Origin of the sequence: Pseudomonas sp. NFACC46-3 (assembly GCF_900114515.1) — a bacterium.
Lineage (GTDB): Bacteria > Pseudomonadota > Gammaproteobacteria > Pseudomonadales > Pseudomonadaceae > Aquipseudomonas > Aquipseudomonas fluorescens_Q.
The window spans coordinates 133,106-153,619 of the sequence record NZ_FOTH01000001.1 but is presented as its reverse complement, the minus strand read 5'-3'; the positions used below and the strand labels follow the sequence as shown (position 1 = coordinate 153,619).

General features: G+C 59.0%; 17 protein-coding genes. 8 read left to right on the top strand and 9 right to left on the bottom strand.

Features of this window, described 5'->3' with window-relative positions; all coding sequences use genetic code 11:
- Positions 1 to 185: 185 nt before the first annotated feature.
- The 4 genes from BM300_RS00705 to BM300_RS00690 all read left to right on the top strand — a co-directional run bounded on the left by BM300_RS00705 (position 186) and on the right by BM300_RS00690 (position 4,547).
- Positions 186 to 1,121 (top strand): Ppx/GppA family phosphatase, encoded by a 936-nt coding sequence (locus tag BM300_RS00705; protein WP_092221848.1) that lies wholly within the window; start codon positions 186 to 188, stop codon positions 1,119 to 1,121.
- A 248-nt stretch (positions 1,122 to 1,369) separates the two neighbouring features.
- On the top strand, positions 1,370 to 2,467 hold the full coding sequence (locus BM300_RS00700; RefSeq protein WP_058545429.1) for a carboxynorspermidine decarboxylase: 1,098 nt from the start codon (positions 1,370 to 1,372) through the stop codon (positions 2,465 to 2,467).
- Positions 2,468 to 2,492: 25 nt separating this feature from the next.
- Positions 2,493 to 3,737, top strand: a complete 1,245-nt coding sequence (locus BM300_RS00695; protein ID WP_063325102.1) for a saccharopine dehydrogenase family protein — start codon at positions 2,493 to 2,495, stop codon at positions 3,735 to 3,737.
- Positions 3,738 to 4,046: 309 nt separating this feature from the next.
- Complete coding sequence (locus tag BM300_RS00690) at positions 4,047 to 4,547, top strand: GNAT family N-acetyltransferase (protein WP_092461649.1); 501 nt, start codon at positions 4,047 to 4,049, stop codon at positions 4,545 to 4,547.
- A gap of 62 nt (positions 4,548 to 4,609) precedes the next feature.
- Here BM300_RS00690 and BM300_RS00685 read toward each other — a convergent pair whose 3' ends face one another.
- Positions 4,610 to 5,038, bottom strand: coding sequence for a DUF1810 domain-containing protein (locus tag BM300_RS00685; protein ID WP_063321631.1), 429 nt, complete (start codon positions 5,036 to 5,038; stop codon positions 4,610 to 4,612).
- Positions 5,039 to 5,141: 103 nt separating this feature from the next.
- On the opposite strand from BM300_RS00685, the gene BM300_RS00680 reads away from it, so the two are divergent.
- Positions 5,142 to 5,984, top strand: a complete 843-nt coding sequence (locus BM300_RS00680) for a hypothetical protein (RefSeq protein ID WP_092461647.1) — start codon at positions 5,142 to 5,144, stop codon at positions 5,982 to 5,984.
- A 115-nt stretch (positions 5,985 to 6,099) separates the two neighbouring features.
- Here BM300_RS00680 and BM300_RS00675 read toward each other — a convergent pair whose 3' ends face one another.
- The 8 genes from BM300_RS00675 to BM300_RS00640 form a co-directional block, all read right to left on the bottom strand.
- The gene (locus BM300_RS00675; RefSeq protein ID WP_092221855.1) at positions 6,100 to 6,798 is read right to left on the bottom strand and encodes an outer membrane protein; all 699 of its coding nucleotides are present in this window, start codon (positions 6,796 to 6,798) and stop codon (positions 6,100 to 6,102) included.
- A gap of 85 nt (positions 6,799 to 6,883) precedes the next feature.
- The gene (locus tag BM300_RS00670; protein WP_063321623.1) at positions 6,884 to 7,354 is read right to left on the bottom strand and encodes an SRPBCC family protein; all 471 of its coding nucleotides are present in this window, start codon (positions 7,352 to 7,354) and stop codon (positions 6,884 to 6,886) included.
- 56 nt (positions 7,355 to 7,410) lie between these two features.
- Positions 7,411 to 10,839: a polyketide synthase family protein gene (locus BM300_RS00665; RefSeq protein WP_092461645.1), complete on the bottom strand. Its 3,429-nt coding sequence runs from the start codon at positions 10,837 to 10,839 to the stop codon at positions 7,411 to 7,413.
- A gap of 74 nt (positions 10,840 to 10,913) precedes the next feature.
- Positions 10,914 to 12,005 carry an acyl carrier protein gene (locus tag BM300_RS00660; protein ID WP_092461643.1) on the bottom strand — a complete coding sequence of 364 codons (1,092 nt, stop codon included), beginning with the start codon at positions 12,003 to 12,005 and terminating at the stop codon, positions 10,914 to 10,916.
- 118 nt (positions 12,006 to 12,123) lie between these two features.
- Positions 12,124 to 13,887 (bottom strand): FAD-dependent monooxygenase, encoded by a 1,764-nt coding sequence (locus BM300_RS00655; protein WP_092461641.1) that lies wholly within the window; start codon positions 13,885 to 13,887, stop codon positions 12,124 to 12,126.
- Positions 13,888 to 13,890: 3 nt separating this feature from the next.
- The gene (locus tag BM300_RS00650; RefSeq protein ID WP_003201018.1) at positions 13,891 to 14,502 is read right to left on the bottom strand and encodes an HAD-IB family hydrolase; all 612 of its coding nucleotides are present in this window, start codon (positions 14,500 to 14,502) and stop codon (positions 13,891 to 13,893) included.
- Positions 14,492 to 16,012, bottom strand: a complete 1,521-nt coding sequence (locus BM300_RS00645) for a class I adenylate-forming enzyme family protein (RefSeq protein WP_092412010.1) — start codon at positions 16,010 to 16,012, stop codon at positions 14,492 to 14,494. Before BM300_RS00645 ends, BM300_RS00650 begins: the two co-directional genes overlap by 11 nt.
- Before the next feature lie 81 nt (positions 16,013 to 16,093).
- Positions 16,094 to 17,107 carry an SDR family oxidoreductase gene (locus BM300_RS00640; RefSeq protein ID WP_092461639.1) on the bottom strand — a complete coding sequence of 338 codons (1,014 nt, stop codon included), beginning with the start codon at positions 17,105 to 17,107 and terminating at the stop codon, positions 16,094 to 16,096.
- Positions 17,108 to 17,618: 511 nt separating this feature from the next.
- Here BM300_RS00640 and BM300_RS00635 point away from each other — a divergent pair.
- From BM300_RS00635 to BM300_RS00620, 3 genes are all read left to right on the top strand, one after another.
- Positions 17,619 to 18,215, top strand: a complete 597-nt coding sequence (locus BM300_RS00635) for a TetR/AcrR family transcriptional regulator (protein WP_063321617.1) — start codon at positions 17,619 to 17,621, stop codon at positions 18,213 to 18,215.
- 212 nt (positions 18,216 to 18,427) lie between these two features.
- A complete protein-coding gene (locus BM300_RS00630; RefSeq protein ID WP_092461637.1) occupies positions 18,428 to 19,339 on the top strand; it encodes a bifunctional helix-turn-helix transcriptional regulator/GNAT family N-acetyltransferase in 912 nt (303 codons plus the stop codon).
- Positions 19,340 to 19,560: 221 nt separating this feature from the next.
- Positions 19,561 to 20,325 carry an SDR family NAD(P)-dependent oxidoreductase gene (locus BM300_RS00620; RefSeq protein WP_092221877.1) on the top strand — a complete coding sequence of 255 codons (765 nt, stop codon included), beginning with the start codon at positions 19,561 to 19,563 and terminating at the stop codon, positions 20,323 to 20,325.
- Positions 20,326 to 20,514: the final 189 nt, after the last annotated feature.

Here is a 20,514-nt window from a genome sequence, read left to right as displayed (position 1 = left end):
GGTTATCGATTGCGCTCGACCGCGCAAGGGGCGCCCGGAGTTTCCCCAACAAGCGTCTGCTTGCATGGCAACGTGCAAGGTGTGTCATCCAGGTGTCATCGAAGCTATGGCAGGATCTTCGCAAACCATCGTGGGAAGTCCGGCAGCGCCTGTGCCTGCTGGCTGATGAAGCAAGGAACACCGCTATGAAAGGCGACGCCCCCCTGTTCGCGGCCATTGACTTGGGCTCTAACGCCTTCCGCTTGATGATCGGCCAGTCGGTCAAGCGCAATCGACGCCTGGTGATCCAGGAAGTGAAAACCCTGCGTGAGCCGGTCCGATTGGCCGAGGGCCTGCAGGCCGGGGCGTTGGACGAGCTGGCGCTGGATCGGGGCTGGCAGGCGCTCGCCCGATTTGGCAAGAAACTGCGTGGCTTTGAAGCCGCAAGGGTGCGGGCGGTGGCGACCAGTGCCGTGCGCGAAGCGGCGAATGCCCAGTTGTTCCTGGCCAGTGCCGAGCGGCACCTGGGGTTTCGGATCGACGTGCTGTCCGGGCATGAAGAAGCCCGGCTGGTGTATGCCGGTGTTGCCCATACCGTGCCCGGTGTCGAGCGCACGCGGCTGGTGGTGGACATCGGCGGTGGCTCGACCGAACTGATTCTGGGGCAGGGCGCTCAACCGCTGCTGACGGAAAGCATCGCCATCGGCAGTGGCACCTTTGGTGCGCGTTACTTTCGGGGCGGAAGCATCACCGCCCAGGCGCTGTTGGAGGCTGAGCGGGTGGCGGTCCTACAGTTTGAACAAGTCGCGGCGGGTTATCGCGCCCAGGGCTGGCAGCAGGCAATCGGTTCTTCCGGTACGGCGCGGATGTTGGCCAAAGTGCTCAAGGCCAATGGTTTCAACGATGTTGGGCAAGGCGGCATTACCTACGGTGGATTGTTGCGTCTGTCGCTGCGGTTGCTGGAAGTCGGCCATGTCGACCAGCTCAGCCTGGCCGGCTTGCAAAGCCATCGCCTGGGCATCCTGCCCGGTGGCCTGGCGATCATGCTGGCGGCATTCAAGGTCTTTGGTATCTCGCAAATGATTGCTTCCGAGCCGGGCCTGAGGTTCGGCGTGCTGCATGGCCTGATGCATCAGCACTGAACGGTTGTTACCCATTGCCGTCTATCAGCGATGGCTCAATTTCGAGCATCGACGCCTCTTCGGCGACCCCTTCTTTACCAGATCATCCAGCATTTCATCGCCTGGGCAGCCGGTACGTCCGGTGATCGCAAAGCGTGGGCCTGGATCAGGATGATTGCGTGAACGGGGCTTTTCGCTCTTTCGATATGCAGTCAGTGAAGGCACAATGCGCATCCTTTTTTGGCTCGCCTTGCCCGGAGGCCTCGAAAATGATCAAAACGCCGTACTACCTCATCGACAAACAAAAGCTGCTGGCGAACATGCAGAAGATCGCCTATGTGCGTGAGCAGTCCGGGGCCAAGGCCTTGCTGGCGCTCAAGTGCTTCGCCACCTGGTCGGTGTTCGACCTGATGCAGCAGTACATGGACGGCACCACGTCGTCGTCGCTCTATGAGCTCAAGCTCGGCCGGCAGAAGTTCGCTGGCGAGACCCACGCCTACAGCGTCGCCTGGGCCGACGATGAGATCGAGGAGATGCTCGCCAACTGCGACAAGATCATCTTCAACTCCATCGGCCAGTTGCAGCGCTACACCGAGGCGTCGGCCGGCAAGGTCCGCGGCCTGCGGGTCAATCCGCAAGTGAGCAGCTCCGATTACCTGCTGGCCGACCCGGCGCGCCCCTTCAGCCGTTTGGGCGAATGGGATCCGGTGAAAATCGAGCAAGTCATCGAGCATATCTCCGGCTTCATGTTCCACAACAACTGCGAGAACGGCGATTTCGGTTTGTTCGACCAGATGCTGGGCACTATCGAAGAGCGCTTTGGTCACTTGCTGCATAAGGTCGAGTGGGTCAGCCTCGGTGGCGGCATTCACTTCACTGGCGAGGGCTACGCTCTGGACGCCTTCTGCGCACGGCTCAAGGCTTTCTCGCAGAAATATGGCGTGCAGGTCTACCTGGAGCCGGGCGAGGCCGCGATCACTCAGAGCGCGTCGCTGGAAGTTACCGTGCTCGACACGCTCTACAACGGCAAGCACCTGGCCGTGGTGGACAGCTCCATCGAGGCGCACATGCTCGATCTGCTGATCTATCGCCTGGACGCCAAGCTGGCGCCGAGCGAAGGCGAACACACCTACATGGTGTGCGGCAAGTCATGCCTGGCCGGAGACATTTTCGGCGAGTACCAATTCGATCGTCCGCTGTCCATCGGCGATCGGCTGTCGTTCATCGACGCAGCGGGCTACACCATGGTCAAGAAAAACTGGTTCAACGGCCTGAAAATGCCGTCCATCGTAGTGAAGCAGCTCGACGGCAGCGTCGAGGTGGTTCGTGAGTTTGTTTACGACGACTATCTGTCCAGCCTGTCTTGAGCTGGCGGAAGGAGAAATGAAGAAATTGAAGAAGAACGTACTTATCATTGGTGCAGGAGGTGTCGCCAAGGTGGTGGCCCACAAGTGCGCGCAGCACAACGACGAACTCGGTCGTATTGCTATCGCGTCGCGCAACATCTCCAAATGCCAGGCCATCATCGACAGCGTCAAGGCCAAGGGTAGCCTCAAGCAACCCGCCGACATCAAGGCCTTTGCACTGAACGCTCTGGATGTCGAAGCGACCAAGTCGCTGATTCGCGAAACCGAGTCGCAGATCGTCATCAACGTCGGCTCTGCCTTTCTCAACATGTCGGTGCTGCGTGCCTGCATCGATACCGGCGTGGCCTACCTGGACACCGCCATCCACGAAGAACCGGGCAAGGTCTGCGAGACGCCGCCCTGGTACGGCAACTACGAGTGGAACCACCTCCAGGAGTGCCAGGAAAAGAACATCACCGCCATTCTCGGCGTGGGCTTCGACCCGGGCGTGGTCAATGCCTATGCGGCACTGGCGCAGCAACAGCATTTCGACCGCATTGATTCGATCGATATTCTCGACGTCAATGCCGGCTCCCATGGCAAATATTTCGCCACCAATTTCGACCCGGAAATCAATTTCCGCGAATTTACCGGACAGGTGTGGAGCTGGCAGGACAGCCAGTGGACCAGCAACACCATGTTCGAGGTCAAGCGCACCGACGACCTGCCGGTCGTAGGCTCGCAGAATCTGTACCTGACCGGCCACGACGAAGTGCACTCGCTGTCGAAGAACCTCGACGTGCCCAACGTGCGTTTCTGGATGAGCTTCGGCGAGCACTACATCAACGTGTTCACCGTACTGAGGAACCTCGGCCTGCTCTCCGAGCAACCGGTCAAGACCGCCGAAGGCCTGGAAGTCGTGCCGCTGAAAGTGGTCAAGGCCGTGCTGCCTGACCCGAGTTCGCTGGCGCCGGGCTACACCGGCAAGACCTGCATCGGCGACCTGGTCAAGGGCGTCAAGGATGGCCAGCCGCGCGAGATGTTCATCTACAACGTGGCCGACCACGAGGACGCCTACGCCGAAACCGACAGCCAGGGTATTTCCTATACCGCAGGTGTGCCTCCCGTGGCCGCAGCCTTGCTGGTGGCCCGTGGCGAGTGGGACGTGCAGCGCATGGTCAACGTCGAGGAGCTGCCTGCCGAGGCGTTCCTCGAGGCGTTGGATGTGATGGGCTTGCCGACGCGCATCAAGGACGAGCATGGAGACCGTCCCTGGAACCAAAACGCCTGAAGGACGCCAGGCAGGTTCCGTTCCGCCGGAACTGCAGGATCTCTCTGAATTCTGCAGGCGATTGAACCAGGATACTCACCGTCGCGTGAATACCTGGCAATCCGCGGGAAGCCTTGAAGAAATGCTCCGTATCGAAAGGTACGGGGCATTTTTCGTTTAGAGGGGCCATCCAATAGCCCCGTGGCGAGGGAGCTTGCTCCCGCTGGGGCGCGCAGCGGCCCCCACGCAAGACCGTCCAAGCAGAAATCCTCGCCATGAACGATCCTTCGACCTTACGATTACGCTTCAAGGCTCAGGGAGAAGCAATCAGTGAAACCATTCAGGATTCGTGAGTTAAAGAGTACCGATGCTGAAGCGCTGCTGGCCTTCGAAATCCACAACCGTGAATGGTTCGAGTCGCAGATCGACGCACGCGACCCTGCCTTTTATTCATGGACGGGCGTCACCGATCACGTTGAAAGCTATCTGGCCGATTGTGCTGCCGGCGCCTGGCACCCGTTCGTGATCGAAGACTCCAGCGGGAGAATAGTGGGGCGGGCGAATTTGAAAGGCATCCACTCACCACCCGGTAGCGCCGAGGTGGGCTATCGCATTGATCAACGCGTTTGCGGGCAAGGGTTGGCAACGCAGGCCCTGCAACACCTGATCGAGGCGGCACGGGTGCATTGGGCGCTTACGCAATTGGTGGCTTATGTCTATGAGCGCAACGTCGGCTCAAGGAAGGTCCTTGAACGGTGCGGGTTCGTGCCTGAAGCGCTGTCGGGTGGCGAGGAAATCGAGGGCGGAGGCCGCTTTGTGTTGTCGATCTAGAACGTTAATCCGCGCAGGAGCGCCATTGGGCCACGTGTACTGCCAGCGTCCATGTTTCGTAATCAGACATTCCTGCTCTCCTGCTCCTTGAGCAGATCCAGTGTCCTTGAGTCGACCACCAGCCCACCCTCCAACGCCTGGGCATACACGGATTGCCCGCCCGCAGCCGCTGCAAAAAGCGTCATGCAGGAGGCGAACTTCATGGCATCGATGGTCCCGAGGAGTTTCTCCAAAGCGGCTCCCGAGTCCAGTACGGCACGAGTCGCGCGTTCGAGTCGCGGTCCCAGAAGCGGGTGCTGCAAATAGTCACGCGCCTCGTCGATGCCGCGCAGGCCATAGTAGGTGGCGTTCTCACTGACGCCCAGGCCGCGTAATTGCGGAAAGATGAACCACATCCAATGGCCTTCCTTGCGGCCACGCCGCAGTTCCAGCAAGGCATGGTCATAGGTAGAGGCTTGCGCCTGGATAAAACGCTCCAGTGATTCGGTCATGCGAGCCTCCGATAGGGTTTCAAGGTTGAATAATGGACCAGACAAGGTCAGAGCCTATAGCACACTTGCGCTATAGCGCCGTTCTTCAGTCGTCCCATAACCTATGAGCGTTATCGGTTTTTCGATCGATCGCAATGAGCACATCGGGACAAGGATCTGTTTTTTGAAAAGCACACCTGCCAGAAAGTCCAACGTCAATCCGGCTTGGCGCAAATGCCTGGCAACGGCGGTCACCGCCTCGACCTTTGCCGTCAGTGGCTGGGGGGCTTTTAGCGCCGATGCGTCGGCCTCGACCGCCAGTGCAACGTCTTCTGCGGCTTGTACCAACGAAGTGGACTTTCAGGCCGGGACAGTGGTGGAGTATGAAAGCCGTGACAACCTGTCATCGGCTATCAGTCGCGGCAAAACCGAGACGTTGGGGCGCGAGGCATTTGCCGACGCCAATCCGGTGGCTTCGGTGCACACGTCGTACTTGAACAACGCGCCGTTCTTTCTGACGACCACTTTCGCCGAGATCAAGGACGGTCGACTGATTCGTTACGGTGATCGCCATGGCGCCGGGGCATCGTTGGTGACCACCACCTACGAACCTCCCGCCTCCACACCGATTGATCTGCAACCCGGGCAGACCGTCACCGTCAGCTACAAAAACAAAGCCGTGAGCGCCGGGGCGACCATCGAGTTCGATGTCGTCGAGAAGCTGACTTATAACGGTCGCGAAACGATCAAGACGGCCCTCGGTACGTTTGATACCTGCAAGTTCACCAATGAAATCTCTACCGGTTCGGCTTCCGCTGCGCAGCCGAAAAACGTCGTGGTTGTCCAGAATTGGTTTCCTGCGGACGGACCTTACCGTGGTCAGTCGATCCGGTCCGTCACGCCGCCGGCCAACGGCGTTGCGCAGAGAATCAGTGAAGTCATCAAGATGCAGTATGGGGCTCGGTGAACGATGTGTTTCGGGCCAGAAGATTTGCCGGAAAGGCGGCAGGCGCCAGGCATTTTGCGTTAGTCGGGATGATGATTGACGCCTGGCCAAAACCAGGCGCCGATCCGTCTAGCGCTTACAGCCAGTACCGCAGGCCGAGCATCAAGGACTGGGCGTTGTATTCGGTTTCCACGTCAGCCGGGGGCAGGCCCTGGATTTGGCCGAAGTTCGCTTCGCCGGTCTTGAAGTAGCGGTAATCCAGGGACATGGACCAGTGGTCGCTCAGCTCGTAAGCGACGCCTGCGCCGAGTTGCCAGGCCGAGACGGTGTCACGATGGGTGCCGCCGAACTCGACGCCACCGGCTTCCAGGCCCTTGATGGTCAGCACCGCGTAGCCCAGGCCACCGCCCACATAGGGTGTGAACCGGCTCAAGGGGGCAGGCAGGTTCGGGATGTCATACCAGAGGTTGGCCATGAGGCTGCTGGCTTCCTCTTCGCCTTTGCCCTCGATGCTGCTCCCGCCCTCGTAGATCCGGTTATTGAATTGGTCCAGGGTGTTGCGGCGGTAGCTCAGTTCCACCTCGGGCCGTAGCCCGACCGGGAACCGCCAGCCCAGTGCCAGCCCGGTGGCGTAGCCCGAGTGCAGCGGTTGGTTGTATTCCATCTCGACGAAATCATTGTTGTTCTGGGTCAGGTCCTGTTTGGAGACCCAGTTCACGCCGCCCATGCCACTGATGTAGGGGCCGAGGTTGTCGGCGAAACTCGGTGCTGGGGCAATAGCCCCCAGGCCAACGATTGCCATGAGCAGATACTGGGTGTTTTTTTGTAGGTTCATGCTAGATCCGAAATGTACTGTTATCGATAAGTAAGCAAAGCGAGTCCGGGAAGGCGCGTTCTGCACGCATGCCTCCGGGAGGCATTCACACGAGGTGCAAAGGCGTCGCGGTTTTCTCGTGTCCTGGGGTAGCGATGGCCCGTTGTTCAGCCAGCGTGCACAGGTTGTCCAGTGCCGTGGTCATCGCTGCGGTCAACGCTTTGCGCAGCAGTGCGCGGTACAGGAAACTCAACGGCCCGGAAATTTTCGCGCTATGGATGACATGGGTTTCGTCGGGAGAAAGCCTGCGCATCTGATGATCGAATTCGAGGTCGATCCACAGCAGCCGTGCACTGTTGCGATAGCTTTCGTGCAGGCTCACGGCTTCCAGTTTCAGTGGCATGTTCAAGCCGTTCTTGAGCACACATTTGCCGCGTGTCCCCGCCTGGAAAGGGCCGTCGAGCTGACACTGGCGAACGTCGGTATCCCATAACGGCGCTTCTGCAAAATTGCTCCAGATCTTCCAGATTTCAGAAGGGGGCGATTTGACTATGACTTGCACTTTGACATCGTTCACGGCGACACCTTGGTTGTGGGGGGCACGGTCATGCGCAGGGCAGATCCATTCAATGCTCAGGCCGCCGGTGCGGATTGACTCAGCACCTGGGCGGTAATACTTGCTTGACCGATTTTTTCACCCCGGTTGAACAGGTCGATATAGATGCGGTTGGTCTTGAATGCCTGGAGCGCCGCATCAAAGCCGGCTTGCGGCGCCAATGACAGCGGGCTGTTCCTGGGGATGGGGCGATCCAGGGTGAAGCTCAAGGCCAGCAGATTCATCGGGGTGTTGAGTGGAATCCGCAGATGGCTGTGGGCGATCTGCATGTAGCACTGGCGAGCGACTTCGAGGAAATACACCATCGAATAGTGCTCGGGATCACCTGCCTGGAAGAAGTGCTCCTGCGGCAGTTTCACGGTGTCCACGCTCAGGCCCTGGGCGACACCGCTCATGTCACTGACGATGACGTTCTCCTCCCTGGCCTTGTGCAACAGGGCCTTGTTACGGCACGGCGTGGCGGTGAATTCGCCGGCTGGCGATGTCTCGAACGCCGAGCTGTAGGCCATCCCGAGGACGCAGGTGCACATCACTTTCCCGGCCTGCATGACCTTCGCGTTGAACACCTGGGGATCCTGGCCTTGCTCGACGTGCAGATCGATCACGCCTTGCTTCTGTACGTATTGCTGGAACTTGATTGTCAGGGTCTTGATGTAGGCGACCCGTCCGCTCAGAGGGGGCATCGCCAGTTCGATCAGTTGCAGCACGCCCTCGAGCAGCAAAATGCCCGGGACGTGATCCAGGGGATGATCGAAGAAGTACGGGTGCGCTTCATCCACCACGAGCTGGGCGTGCAGCGACTGTGGGCTGCGCTGGGCGTTGGCGATCACGATATGTTCCGCGCTGCGCTGCCAGCGTGTCGGGCGCTGGGATGTGTCGCCACGGTGCAGGGCGAACAGGCTTTCCATGGCGCGAACCCGCACCCGCAGCCCGGAGAGCAAGGTGCTGGTGAGCATGTCGCTGAGTTGCTGCACGTCGACGCCATCGTTCTGCGGTTCGCGAACCACGCTGACAGGCCGGGCTGGCGTGATGACCTGCTGCAGTTCGTGGGATGACGAATGGGCAAAGCGCAACATGAAGGGATGCTTGATGGGCGAGCTGGCTTCGGCCGCCGCCGGGCTCCATTGGCGAAGTTTTTCGGTAAACAGCCACATCACCGTCTTGCCGGCATCGCGCACCTCGATCACCGAATGGGTCTTGCCCTTCAACATCACCGCCAACAGGGTCTCGATGCCACTGGCTTCAGCCAGGAAGCCGGTCATCTCCTGCAGCGATCCGCTGGCAGGCGTCGCAGCAGGCTGCAACTCACAGACGTCAACGTTCGGATAGTCGCTCGGCGCTTTGCCCAGCCGTTGGCAAGCCTCTTCCAACGAGTCGGCAGCGTGGGCGAGGACCGCCGCGCGGATCACCAGCAAGGGTTTGTCAGCGGCATCCGGTTGATAACGACGCAGCGCGATCAGCCCCAGTCCTTCACCTTGCGTGATTGTGTTGCTCCGGGCGCGTTCGACCTCGATTTCACCGCTGAAAAAACGCCCTGCGCCGAGCAGCAGCGTGGTGATGCCATCGTTGAACCATTGCGGCGAGGCCAGCAGGGTTTGCCAGAACAGTCCCGCCGTGCCGACCAGGGTCTGATGGAAACCCTTGAAGTCAAAAATCTGCGCCGGGTAGCCGGACAACATGTTCGGCAGCATGGTTGCCACGTCCGTCACCTCGACGCCCGGTGCCGTACCTTGCGCCCGGGAGTAGAAGTTGTGGGCGCTGCTGTAGGCATTGCTGAAGCGCTCGCCGCCCATGTTGCAGCACATGACCATCGCAGTGCCGGGCGAACCGGCCACGCCTGGCAAACGTCGCAGCAGATGATTGACGCGATCGGTGATCAACAGCTTGAACGGGTCGACATGAGCCAATGGCTTGGGACCCATGCCAAAGCCATCGATATCAATAACGTGGTCTTGGGCGAGGAATTTCCCCAGCAACGGTTGACCGGGCGCCGGGGTGTAATCAACGAAGCGCCCATAAGGGAACATGACCGAGGGGGCGGCGGGTTGATCGAGTTGCTGTTGGAATGACTGCAAGGAACGGTGGCTGCCCAGCGCTGCTTCAGCCTCGACAATGGCAAGGTCGAGCATTACCACGCCACTGGCGCTCGCCGGGGCGGTCAGGGGGGCGGCAGAGTGGTTGTCGGGAATGTATTCATCCACCACCAGGTGCGCGTTGGCGCCGCCGAAACCAAAACTGGAGATGCCGATCCGGAGTGCAGATCGATGATCCTCCAGGGGCTGTACCTGCTGGGTGGCGAGTCGCAGGCAGGTCTCGTCGACCTTGGTGCTGGGGCGGTAACCGGGCTGCGGGGGGATGCCTTTATGGCGCAGTATCATCAAGGCCTTGGCGAGCGAGGCCCCTCCGGCAGCGGCCAGGGGATGGCCGATGACCGACTTGATCGAACCGATGATGATTTTCTTGCCGTCCGGACGATGGGGGGCAAAGAAGCTGTTCAGCGAGGCCAGCTCCGTTGCGTCCCCTAGCGGTGTACCGGTGCCGTGGGTCTCGATGTAGTCCACATCGCTTGGATCGAGGCCGCGATAGGCACGTTGGTAGGCCGAGTACTGGGCCTGTTTGCCGGGCGCAAACACCGAGCCTTCGGCGCCGTCGGCGGACATGCCCAAGGCGCGCAGCACGCCCAGGGGACGACGCTGCGCTGTCAGGGCCTGGGCGAGCGGTTCGACCAGAAAGGCCACGGCACATTCGCCCGGCACGATGCCGTCGGCGTCCTGGCCGAACGCTTCCATCCGCGCGCGGGCGGAAAAAGCCGTCAACTGCGAGAAACCCAGGAACAGTGCGGGCGGCAGCACGGTGTTGAGGGCCATGACAATCGCGTTGTCAGCCTGGCCACTGTTGACCAGCGCCTGGGCCATATCCAAGGCATAAGGGAACGAACTGCACGCGGTGTCTACCGACAACGCCGGCCCGCCCAAGGCAAAGGCTGCCGCCAGTTCTGCCACTTGCTCACCCGGTGTAAAGCCCGACGGCGTGTCGGTTTTTCCGGATACGCCGGTGACGAAATAGCTCTCGTCGCTCCAGGAGGTCGCGACCACCAGCGCGGTGCGCTCCCTGCTCAGCGCCGAGCCTTGTCCGGCGAGTTGGGTGAGCAACGTCTGGAGCACTTTCTTGCCGATGGCGACCTGTCGTCCTTCGTGCCGTGACGGGGTCGAAGCGTCATCGGTCAGGCAAAAAGCGCTGTCCAGGTACGTGCGATCCTTCTCGCCGGCCTTGGTTGAATAGATCGACGCCTTGTCCAATTCCCAACGTGTCGGCATGGATTCGATCGGTGCGATCTGCCCTTGCCAGAGCAACTGCCAAAGAGCATCCGTGGACGGCGCCCCCGGAAACTCGCCCGCCATCGCGCTGAAGCAGAAATCGCCCATTGTTGTTACTGCGCCACTCATACCTGTCTCCCTGATCGCCAAAATGCTGGGTGACCTGTTCGATCACCCGGATTCCATTCCTGTTGCTGCTGGGCTCAGCTCAGCCTGGCCAGCAGCGACAAGGCATCTTGAGGAGTGCGACGGGACATCAGCGCTTCACCGGCAAACTCGCTGGCAGAGCACTGTTGCGCCATGGATTGGCAGAGCGCCTCGCGGGCAAAGCCGTTGAGGCCCAGTTGTGCGAACGGCGTCTGGATGTCGATCGACTGCGCTGCGTCCGGGATCAACGGAGACAGGGCATTGAGCAGCAGGTTTTCTTCCTGCCCCTGAGTGTTCGTCGTGGCAGCTGAAGGCTCGACGCCAGGCGCTGCCTGCGGTGTTGGATCGGCCAGGGCGGCTTGAATCAGGGCAATGGTTGCCTGCGGGAGTTTGGCGTTGGCCAGCTCGGAACTGTGCGCCTTGAGTTGTGGCCACATGGCGACTACCGACTCCAGGAAGTCCAACTGCACCAGCGAATCAAGGCCCAGGCTTTCATAGCTTTGTGACGGGTCGATCTGCTCAACCGTAAAGCCGGTGATGGCCGCGAGTTGGTCGAGCACCCATGCTTGGACATCCACCGTTGGTGCCTGCGGATCGGCTTCAAGCCGTGCCAGCAAGGCGGTCGGGGTAGGGGCATCGAAGAGCTGCGAGGTGAGGTCTTTCTTTTCCGGGAAGTGCTGGGCCAGGGATTCGAAAATATCGACCAGCCCCAGCGAGTCGATCCCCAGGCTCTCGAAGCTCTGATCGAAGTCGATCTGTTGCGGCTGGAAGCCGGTGACCGTGCTGATTTCGGCACGCAACCATTGCCCGTAGCTAAGTGCATCTGTCTCTTCGACGGCTTCGACGACAGGCGCCGGCGCCAGTATGGTCGGGTTCAAGTGCACCGGCTCCAGCACGGGAACACTCTGGTTGACAGCTGCTTCGGTCCCATTGGCATAAACGCCTTCAAGGACTTGTTGATGAGCATTGAAATAATGCGCAGTGACTGTTTCAGCCTGTTCCAGCAGTCGCAGCAATATTGCTTCTTTGGCGACATTGGATTCGCACAGTGAATCAATAATCTTTTCGGAAAGAGAGAAATAGCTATGGGCTATTCTCCCATTGGATACGATGAATTCCTGCACAACATCGTTAAGTTGCAAGCGCATAAAGTTCTCCTAACCAAGTCGGTCGATATTTCTATAAGTAAGAAAGATCAAAAATCATGGCCCAGGGCAGGGCCTTGTTTATATCAAATCATCAAACTGGCAGTAGCCATGGAGCGACTTAAAGTTGGAGTTCCACTGCGTCGGTCTCGCAAGTTATTGTTTTCCTGGCGCCCTTGAGCAACCCGGACCTTACGTTCAGATACGTCATCAGCGTTATTGCATCGGCGCCGAGGAAAGCGATATAGCCGTCAGGACGAATCAGCATCATCGTGCCTTCCTTGGCGTGATAGCGCTTATGCAGTCGCCAATCGGGGTCCAGCAACGTCGAATGCCAAGCCGGCAGGCCGGCGCTGCTCAGGGCGTCGATCACGCAGTAGGCCTTGATGCCTGGGTAGTCCTGTTCCACCGACTTGGCCAGCGTGTAGTAGCCTGGCAACAACGGCGAAAACTGATCGGCCGCGCTGAAAATCAACAGCGTGAATGTCCCGTGGAACAAGTCGATCAAGCGTTTTGTCGGCATCCCTTGCAGTTGCCACAGTTCGACATCGGGCGCCAGTTGCCCGGCGCGAGGCGCTGCGGTCTGGAACTCGGGTTTTTTCCCTTTCTTGCTCCAGTTCTTGCGCTGCTTCTTCGTCAGCGATTCTTGAATGTAGTCACTTTTCTCATAGTGATATTGATGACCGGAAATCATCGACGGCAGTTTGCGCTGGACCTTTTTGCGGTTGCTCAACAGCGGCAGGACGTTGTCGCGCAGCCACACCAGGGCGCGACGCCGGACCGTAATCAGCCCCGTCAGCCGGTGTGCGGTGTTCTCGACTTCCAGGGCAACCGGGTAGCGCTCTTCGTTGTAGCTGTCGAGCAAGGACGGATTCGCCAGGCCCTGATCGACATAGGCCATTTTCCAGGCCAGGTTATAGGCCTCGGAAACCCCCAGGTTCATCCACTGCCCACCGATGGGGCTGCCGATATGCGCCGAATCCCCCAGCAGGAACACGGAACCTTGTTGCATCGATTGCACGCGGCGATGCTGGAAAGAGGCGATGGTGGTCGATGAAATGTTGGACAGCGTCATCTTTTGCCCGCGCCCTTCGCACAAGCGCTGGAAGTTCTCCAGGCTCAAGGACGGGCGCTCGCCTTCTGGTGGCAGGTTGTAGGGCATTTCGATGAACAGCCGATAACGCGATTGAGCGCTGATCGGTGCAACGGCCACGTAACCGTCCTGCGCACCCAGGAAGAATGCGCCCTCATCCTTGCTTCCGGACCACTCGATATCGGCATCGGCGAGCATGAAGAAGCGGTCGTAGGACGAGCCTTCGAACGTCATGTCCAGGCGTTTTCTGATGTTGCTGCGAGCACCGTCGCACGCGGCCACCCAACGACTGGTGAAGTGTTCGTCGGTGCCGTCGGCATGCTTGAGCGTCATGCGCACCGAACCCGGCAGGTTTTCGATGTCCACCAGTTCGGTATTCCACTCCACCTCGGCGCCCAGCTCCCTGAGCCGCTCCAGGAGAATTTTCTCTGTTTGCGGCTGTGGCAGGCTCAGGAGCAGGGGATAGGGCGCGTCCAGGTAGGAGAAGTTGTAGTTCAGCACCCGCTTGGCGTTCGACTGCACCGAAAACTGGTTGATCGTGAAGCCGTCGCTGATGGCTTGTTCGGCAACGCCCAGGTCCCGAAAGATTTCCAGGGTCCGGGAATGGATAGCCATCGCCTTGGTCGCCGTCGAGGGGCCGGCGTTCCTTTCAATGATGCGGAACGACACGCCCCATTTCTTCAACAGGATTGCCAGGGACAGGCCAACAGGACCGGCTCCGACGATCATGACGGTCGGGGCGCTGCCAGGGCGCTTGAAATGATTGGGGGCCAACGTGCTCAGAGTGTTCATCGATCAGTACCAGTTTCTGTAGAAGGGAGAGTTGGCAATGCCGAGCAGGGCGTCGTCGCCCGATGAGTCGCCGTAGGCATAAATGTAAAAATCATCAAGGTTGCTCAAGCAGCCCTTGAGCCGCGTGACTTTCTCTCGCTCTACACAGTTGGTACCGGATATCCCGCCGGTCAGCTTGTTCTTTGCCGTTGCCAGGCGGGTGCCGCACACATAGTCAAAACCTGCGGCCTGGCCCCAGGGGATCAGGTAGTTTTCCGGCGAATTGCTCACCAGCGCGGTGACGTGCCCCATGGACTGATGCCATTGCAGCCGCCGCAACGCCTCGGGCCTGAGCCAGAGCGGCAGCAGCTCGCTGATGAAGTACTTGGCATGTTCGCGCTCTTGCTCCACCGACAGGCCGCCCAGGTAGCAGGCGATGAACGCCAGCCGTGCTTGCATCAGTGGGGTGATGCCGACGATCACGCTGAGCATCTTGGGCAGCAGGGGAATGATCCGCAGCCAGAACGAGCGGGTGCCCACGATAAAGCGCATGTAGCGCCAGAACGTGTGCCGGTCGGTCAATGTGCCGTCGAAGTCGAAAACGGCCAGGACCGGTTGTGTGCTGTTAGCGTGCATGGGCCTCTTCCTTGAGAGAAGTAATCTCGATGGTCTTGGGCAGCTTGAAGCCCGATAGGTAGCGCGAAAGCAGGGTGGACAGTGCGTTCTGGGTCAGCTCGCCGGTCCCTTCGACGCTCAGGTGCAGCACGTTGACTTCCTTGTGGTCCGGGACGATATAGGCCTTGGCGCGCACCACGTCGGGGTGCTTGAGGGCGACGGATTCGATTTCCACCAGGTCGACCATCTGCGCCTTGATCTTCGAGATTCGCAGGCGCTGGCAATAGAAAAACACATGGCCATCGTCGTCCTGCCAGACCAGGTCACCGCTGTGGAACCAGCCATCGCGGAAGAACCGCGCATTGGTGTCCTCGGCATCGTTATAGCCGTCGATCACCATCGCGCCACGTATCAGCAATTCGCCGATACGCCCAGGCGCTACGTCCCGGCCCTGGGCATCGACGATGCGCAGTTCCACGCCGCTGATCGGCTGGCCCATGGCGCCACGGTGGACCGTACCAATCGAGCTCTGGACGATTACGGGCATGCTTTCGGTCAAGCCATAGCCCTGCAGCACCGGATTGCACCCCAGCAACTTCCCCAGCTTCTCGGCTTCATCGGCCGGCAGGTGGCTGCCCCCCGAGTAAATCATCAACTGCGGGTGCAACGGCAGGAGCGCACCTTTGCGTTTGGCCAGGCGCGTATTGAAGTAGCGAATGACATCGGGAACCAGGCAGGCAAAGGTGACCTGATGCTCGGACAGGACTTCAGCGAGGTCTCGGTTGAGCAGGGTGTTGGTCATCAGCAGGGTGGCGCCCACGCTCAAGGGAAACACCATCATCACGGACAGGCCGAAGATGGCATACAGTGGCAACGTCACCAGATGAACGGAGCCGACGCCTTGCAGATGAAAGTGCTCATGCAGCCCGTCGCTCGATTGCGTCAGGTCGAGATAACGGTGAGAAACAGCCAGGGGCCTGCCGATGCCCCGATAGGTGAATTGGACCGAGACGACCGGATTACCCTCGGGCAGCAACAAGGGTTCGACCTGGCAAGGCAGTTGAGAGGTGGCCGTTGCGTTGGCGGGCAGGGACGATGACGGTTCGCTCCCACCGTCCAGCACTAGGGAGTGCCTGACACCGTTGTCAGCCTGGAACACCTCACTGTGTTGCACCCATAGCGTTTCGGTCGTGACCACGAGCGTCGGCCTGGCGAGGCTGACGACACTGGCCATTTCGAAAGGGGTCAACTTGTAGTTGAGGATGACCGGAATGGCGCCTCGCCCGATGATCGCCAAGTAGTAAGCGATGAATGCCACCCCATTGGGCAGCACCAGCGCTACTTTGTCGCCAGGCAATACACCAAGCGCTGTAAGAGCGCCATTGCATAGTTCAGCCTTGATGTGCAACTCGCGGTAAGTAACGGTATCTTCTTCCGTGTCCAGATGCCGAATAGCAACTTGCTCGGGAAACGATTCCGAAAAACCGACAAAGCGATGCAGAAAACCTTCTTTATATGAAAGGCTTTTCATTTACCAACCTCTCTCAATCCTTGGATGTATGGCTAGTCAAAAAAAGTACTACAGAGGCAGGCTATATATGAATTGTTTCAATTAAGCATCTGTGTAGTTGTTATTCCGATACCAATCCAGGGTATCGGTCAGGGTTTCAGCAACAGGGCGGAACTTGCACTCCAATTCTCTTGAGCTTTTGTTATGGCTGAAATGAGTGCGGCCTTGTTCTTGCTCCATGAGCTTGACCGTGGAGGTACTGATGAGCACCGGCTTTTTTGTGATCCGGTAGTAACCTTCATAGATAAGCGCGATGATTCGCAGCATGAACAGAGGCACTTTTCGCTCTGGGGCTTTTATGCCACTGACGCTGGACAGCGCCTGGAAAATGCTCTTCATGTCCATGTGATTGCCGGCGGCCAGGTAGCGCTCTCCGGACCTGCCACGGGTGATGGCCGCGATTTGATGCTCGGCCACATCCCGGGCATCGACAACGGAAAAGCTTCCGGGGAGTACACCGGGCAATTTCTGTCCGACAAAGTCGAGCAGGAACTGTCCTGAGGAAGTAGGGCCGATATCGCCGGGGCCGAACATCCACCCTGGCAGGACCATGGCGATAAACATGTCCGGGTGCTGCGCCAGGAATTGCTGGACCTTCTGTTCGGACAATATTTTGCTCAAGTAATAATCGTCAGCCTCCAATTCACTGCGAGACATGGTTTCATCGATCACTTGATCCCGAGTGCCCTTCAATACGGCAATGGAGGAGGTGTGGACCGCACGACGGATACCGGCGTCATAAGCGGCTTGCAACAAGCGCTCGGTGCCGGTCACATTGGTGTCATACAGTTTTTGCCAATGTTTCCCGCCTTTGTAACTGTCGCGGAAATAGGCCGCCGTATGAAACAGGGCGTCACAGCCTTGCAGGGCATGGGCGAAGGCCTCGACATTAAGCATGTCGCCTTCGACGAACTCCACAGGCAGGCTGCCGAACTGTTTCCTGGCTTTCTCTACGGAACGAACCAACGCTTTTACTTTGATGTTCCGCTTTAACAGCGCACGAACGACATTATTCCCGAGCAGGCCAGTAGCGCCTGTAACGAAGGCATATTCCATTAAAATCCCGCTCCTGTGAGGTGACCTGGCATTGCATCGAGAGCGGTGTCACTGACTCGATGCGCTGATCAGGCGTTGGGCTCCACCAACGGCGCAAGTAAAAACCATTCGGTATCTGAAAATCAAGTGGTATTTCGTCGGATTGACGAGCTGATGGCTCTGCATCGGGCTTCGTGCAGGTTTTTTCAGGTTCCGGTGCATGCTCGAGGGCAGGAAAATATCCGGTTTGAGCCGCTCAAAGGGACGGCAAGGGCTCATCAAGGGGCGCGAAACGAAGACTGTGAGTCACGCCTATCCGGCAAAAACTGGGGCCGGTAGCCCCATCTAGGGGGCCTTTGCGGCTGTTCCAACTACATGGCACATACATGGCATTTTTTGAAAGTTAAAATGTAAATGATTGAACAAGGCGCGTATAAGATATGATGGCGAAAACGGGTTCCGTACAGTGAGTAATCGATTCGTTGCATTCAGTCACACATAGCTATCTTGTTTGGCCAAAGGAGCCGAGGGCGTGATTAAAAAGAGACTAGGTCGAGAAGAGAGCCAGCAAGTAACAAGAGACAAATTGTTCGACACAGCCACTGAGCTGATGATCCGCAAGGGCTTTCATGCCGCCAGCGTCAACGTTATCGCCGAAGAGGCGGGCTTTTCCAAAGGCGCCTTTTTCTCAAATTTCTCAAGTAAATCGGACTTGCTGCTGCAATTGACTCAACGCTTCAAGCGAGTTGAGATCGAGCGACTGAGTACGACCCTGGCATCGGGATATTCGGCGGAACAGTTGAGCCACGGCTTGAATGCCTATATCGATACGCTGAAGAACAATACCCGCTGTGCGATCCTCGATGCCGAGTTGCAATTGATCGCCTTGCGCGATGAAGAATTCTCGCCGCATTACTACGACTTGCATGAGGAAAACAGCGAGGCCTTGGGCAAGTTGATTACCATCATATTCAATCATGCCGGCAAGAAGCCGCCGCTGGCCTACGCCGCGCTTGCCAAGACCTTCACCGCCCTGGCGGAAGGCCTGATATTGCAAGGGCATAAAGACCCAGCTGTTGAAATCAAGCTGGTGCTGAACTCGCTCATCCAGACCGCAGAGCCTCTATAAGTCCCTGGCGTTATCGTTATTGGCCCAGCAATCGGCAATGCCATGGGCCTGGAAGGTCTTGAAGTTATCCGGGATGCACCGCAAGGTTTGACTGAACGCATGGATGGGTCTTTAGTTGTGCAATACAACTAATGGCTCGTTGCGTCCGAGGCCCCCCCGTGAACCAGTGCCCACCAGACCTGATTGAAAAAATCCGTTCGGCGTCGCGTCTCATGGTGCGGGAGCTGGGGTTCATGCACGCCACGCTGGCTGCGACGGGTTATCCGCCGTCGTCGGTGCACACAATAGTCGAACTCGGCAATCGCCAATCCCTGAGGGCGGGTGAGCTTGTCGAGCTGCTTGGCTTGGAGAAATCCAGCGTAAGCCGGATGGTTCGCAAGCTCGTCGAGGCCGGTGAGATTGAAGAAATTGCCCATGAACAGGATGCCCGAGCCAAGCGACTGCGGCTCACCGCGCAGGGGCAAAAGACCCTTCGAGCCATCGATGCTTTCGCCACCCAACAGGTTGTCGCGGCCATGTCTCACTTATCCAGCGAGCAATGTCAGACCGTGAGCGAGGGGATTGCCAGCTATGCCGTTGCGCTGCACGCTCATCGACTCGGTACGGAGCCGCCTGCGCCGGCGCAGTTGGAGATTGCCCGGGGCTACCGTCCAGGCGTGATTGGCCGCATTGTGCAAATGCATGCGGACTATTACTCCAGGCATTCGAACTTCGGCCAGTTGTTCGAAAGCCTGGTGGCATCGGACATGGCGCAACTGATGGGGCGTTTGCACAACCCGCGCAATGAGGTCTGGTCGGCCCTGGATGGCGAACGCGTGGTCGGTTCGATTGCCATCGACGGAGAAGGAGAGGACGGCAGTGCGGTACTGCGTTGCTTCATCCTGGAGGATTCGGCACGAGGCAAGGGCGCTGGCAGACGCCTGTTGGCTGAAGCGATGAAGTTCTGTGACGAGTGGGGCTTCAGTTCAACGAGCCTCTGGACGTTCCAGGGGCTCGATGCTGCCCGCAAGCTGTACGAGGATTTCGGTTTCAAGTTGGAACTGGAGCAAGAAGGACAGCAATGGGGGCGACCCGTCACGGAACAGTGTTTTGTACGACCGGGCCCAGCTGTCTCGCCAATTTGAATCGGCTGATACTCCCAGGCGGGGTGGGAGTTTCGGCCTATGTCACCGGCAATGGGATTAAGCCTGCGTGGGCAGATTCGCGCAAAACCCCGACAGTCCCAGCAAGCCTGCGAAAGCCCGGCAGTCGCCGTTGCGAGAAAGTGAAGCCGTCGATAACGACAGCGCCCACGGGCGCCGGGCCGGCGAATGTCTCGGCGGCCCGCTCACGCAGGAGAGCGATCATGACCGATATCCAACACAGCATTCCCCAGGAAGTCGAAGGCAAGGTGGCACTGGTCACCGGAGCCGCCAGTGGCATCGGCAAGGCCATCGCGTTGTTGCTGCACGCCCGCGGCGCCAAGGTGGTCGCGGAAGACATCAACCCCGCCGTCCATGAACTGGCCCGTCCCGGGCTGGTGCCGCTGGAGGCCGACATCACCGAGGATGGCGCTGCCGAGCGCGCCGTCGGCCTGGCCGTCGAGCAGTTCGGTCGGCTGGACATCCTGGTCAACAATGCCGGGATCATCATCAACAAGCGGGTGATCGACATGACGCGCCAGGACTGGGAGCGCATCCAGGCGGTCAACGCCACCGCGGCCTTCCTGCATTCACGCGAAGCGGTCAAGGCGATGATGCCGAACAAGTCGGGGGCCATCGTCAACATAGCGTCCTACGCGTCCTATTTTGCCTTCCCGACCATTGCCGCTTATACCGCCTCCAAGGGTGCCCTGGCACAACTGACGCGGACCCTGGCGCTGGAAGTCATCGAGGATGGTATTCGCGTCAATGCGGTCGGCGTTGGCGATGTGGTCACCAACATCCTTAATGACGTGGTCGAGGACGGCCCGGCGTTCCTTGCCCAGCATGGTGAAGCCGCGCCTATTGGCCGAGCCGCACAGCCGGAAGAAATTGCCGAGGTGGTTGCGTTCCTTGCGTCGGACCGTGCCAGCTTTATCGTCGGTTCGGTGGTCATGGCGGATGGTGGCATGACGGTCACTGCTGGCTGAGTCAAGAAAAAGGCGCTTATCCCATGAAAGGGTAAGCGCTAATGCCGATCAGTTAAGCCTCAACCCCGTGGGAGCAAGCTTTGCTCCCACAGGTTTTGTGTCATGTGATCCTTAACTGACTGGCATTAGCCCGGGTGCTTCATCTATCTGAATGAATCAACCCGGATACAAACACTTGGTAGCGGCTGG

What these genes read in the sequence shown, in the direction of transcription:
- BM300_RS00705 (WP_092221848.1), top strand. Translation starts at nt 186, where the DNA reads ATGAAAGGCGACGCCCCCCTGTTCGCGGCCATTGACTTGGGCTCTAAC.
- BM300_RS00700 (WP_058545429.1), top strand. Translation starts at nt 1,370, where the DNA reads ATGATCAAAACGCCGTACTACCTCATCGACAAACAAAAGCTGCTGGCG.
- BM300_RS00685 (WP_063321631.1), bottom strand. Translation starts at nt 5,038, where the DNA reads ATGACCGAATCACTGGAGCGTTTTATCCAGGCGCAAGCCTCTACCTAT.
- BM300_RS00680 (WP_092461647.1), top strand. Translation starts at nt 5,142, where the DNA reads ATGAGCGTTATCGGTTTTTCGATCGATCGCAATGAGCACATCGGGACA.
- BM300_RS00675 (WP_092221855.1), bottom strand. Translation starts at nt 6,798, where the DNA reads ATGAACCTACAAAAAAACACCCAGTATCTGCTCATGGCAATCGTTGGC.
- BM300_RS00665 (WP_092461645.1), bottom strand. Translation starts at nt 10,839, where the DNA reads ATGAGTGGCGCAGTAACAACAATGGGCGATTTCTGCTTCAGCGCGATG.
- BM300_RS00660 (WP_092461643.1), bottom strand. Translation starts at nt 12,005, where the DNA reads ATGCGCTTGCAACTTAACGATGTTGTGCAGGAATTCATCGTATCCAAT.
- BM300_RS00655 (WP_092461641.1), bottom strand. Translation starts at nt 13,887, where the DNA reads ATGAACACTCTGAGCACGTTGGCCCCCAATCATTTCAAGCGCCCTGGC.
- BM300_RS00650 (WP_003201018.1), bottom strand. Translation starts at nt 14,502, where the DNA reads ATGCACGCTAACAGCACACAACCGGTCCTGGCCGTTTTCGACTTCGAC.
- BM300_RS00645 (WP_092412010.1), bottom strand. Translation starts at nt 16,012, where the DNA reads ATGAAAAGCCTTTCATATAAAGAAGGTTTTCTGCATCGCTTTGTCGGT.
- BM300_RS00640 (WP_092461639.1), bottom strand. Translation starts at nt 17,107, where the DNA reads ATGGAATATGCCTTCGTTACAGGCGCTACTGGCCTGCTCGGGAATAAT.
- BM300_RS00630 (WP_092461637.1), top strand. Translation starts at nt 18,428, where the DNA reads ATGGTGCGGGAGCTGGGGTTCATGCACGCCACGCTGGCTGCGACGGGT.
- BM300_RS00620 (WP_092221877.1), top strand. Translation starts at nt 19,561, where the DNA reads ATGACCGATATCCAACACAGCATTCCCCAGGAAGTCGAAGGCAAGGTG.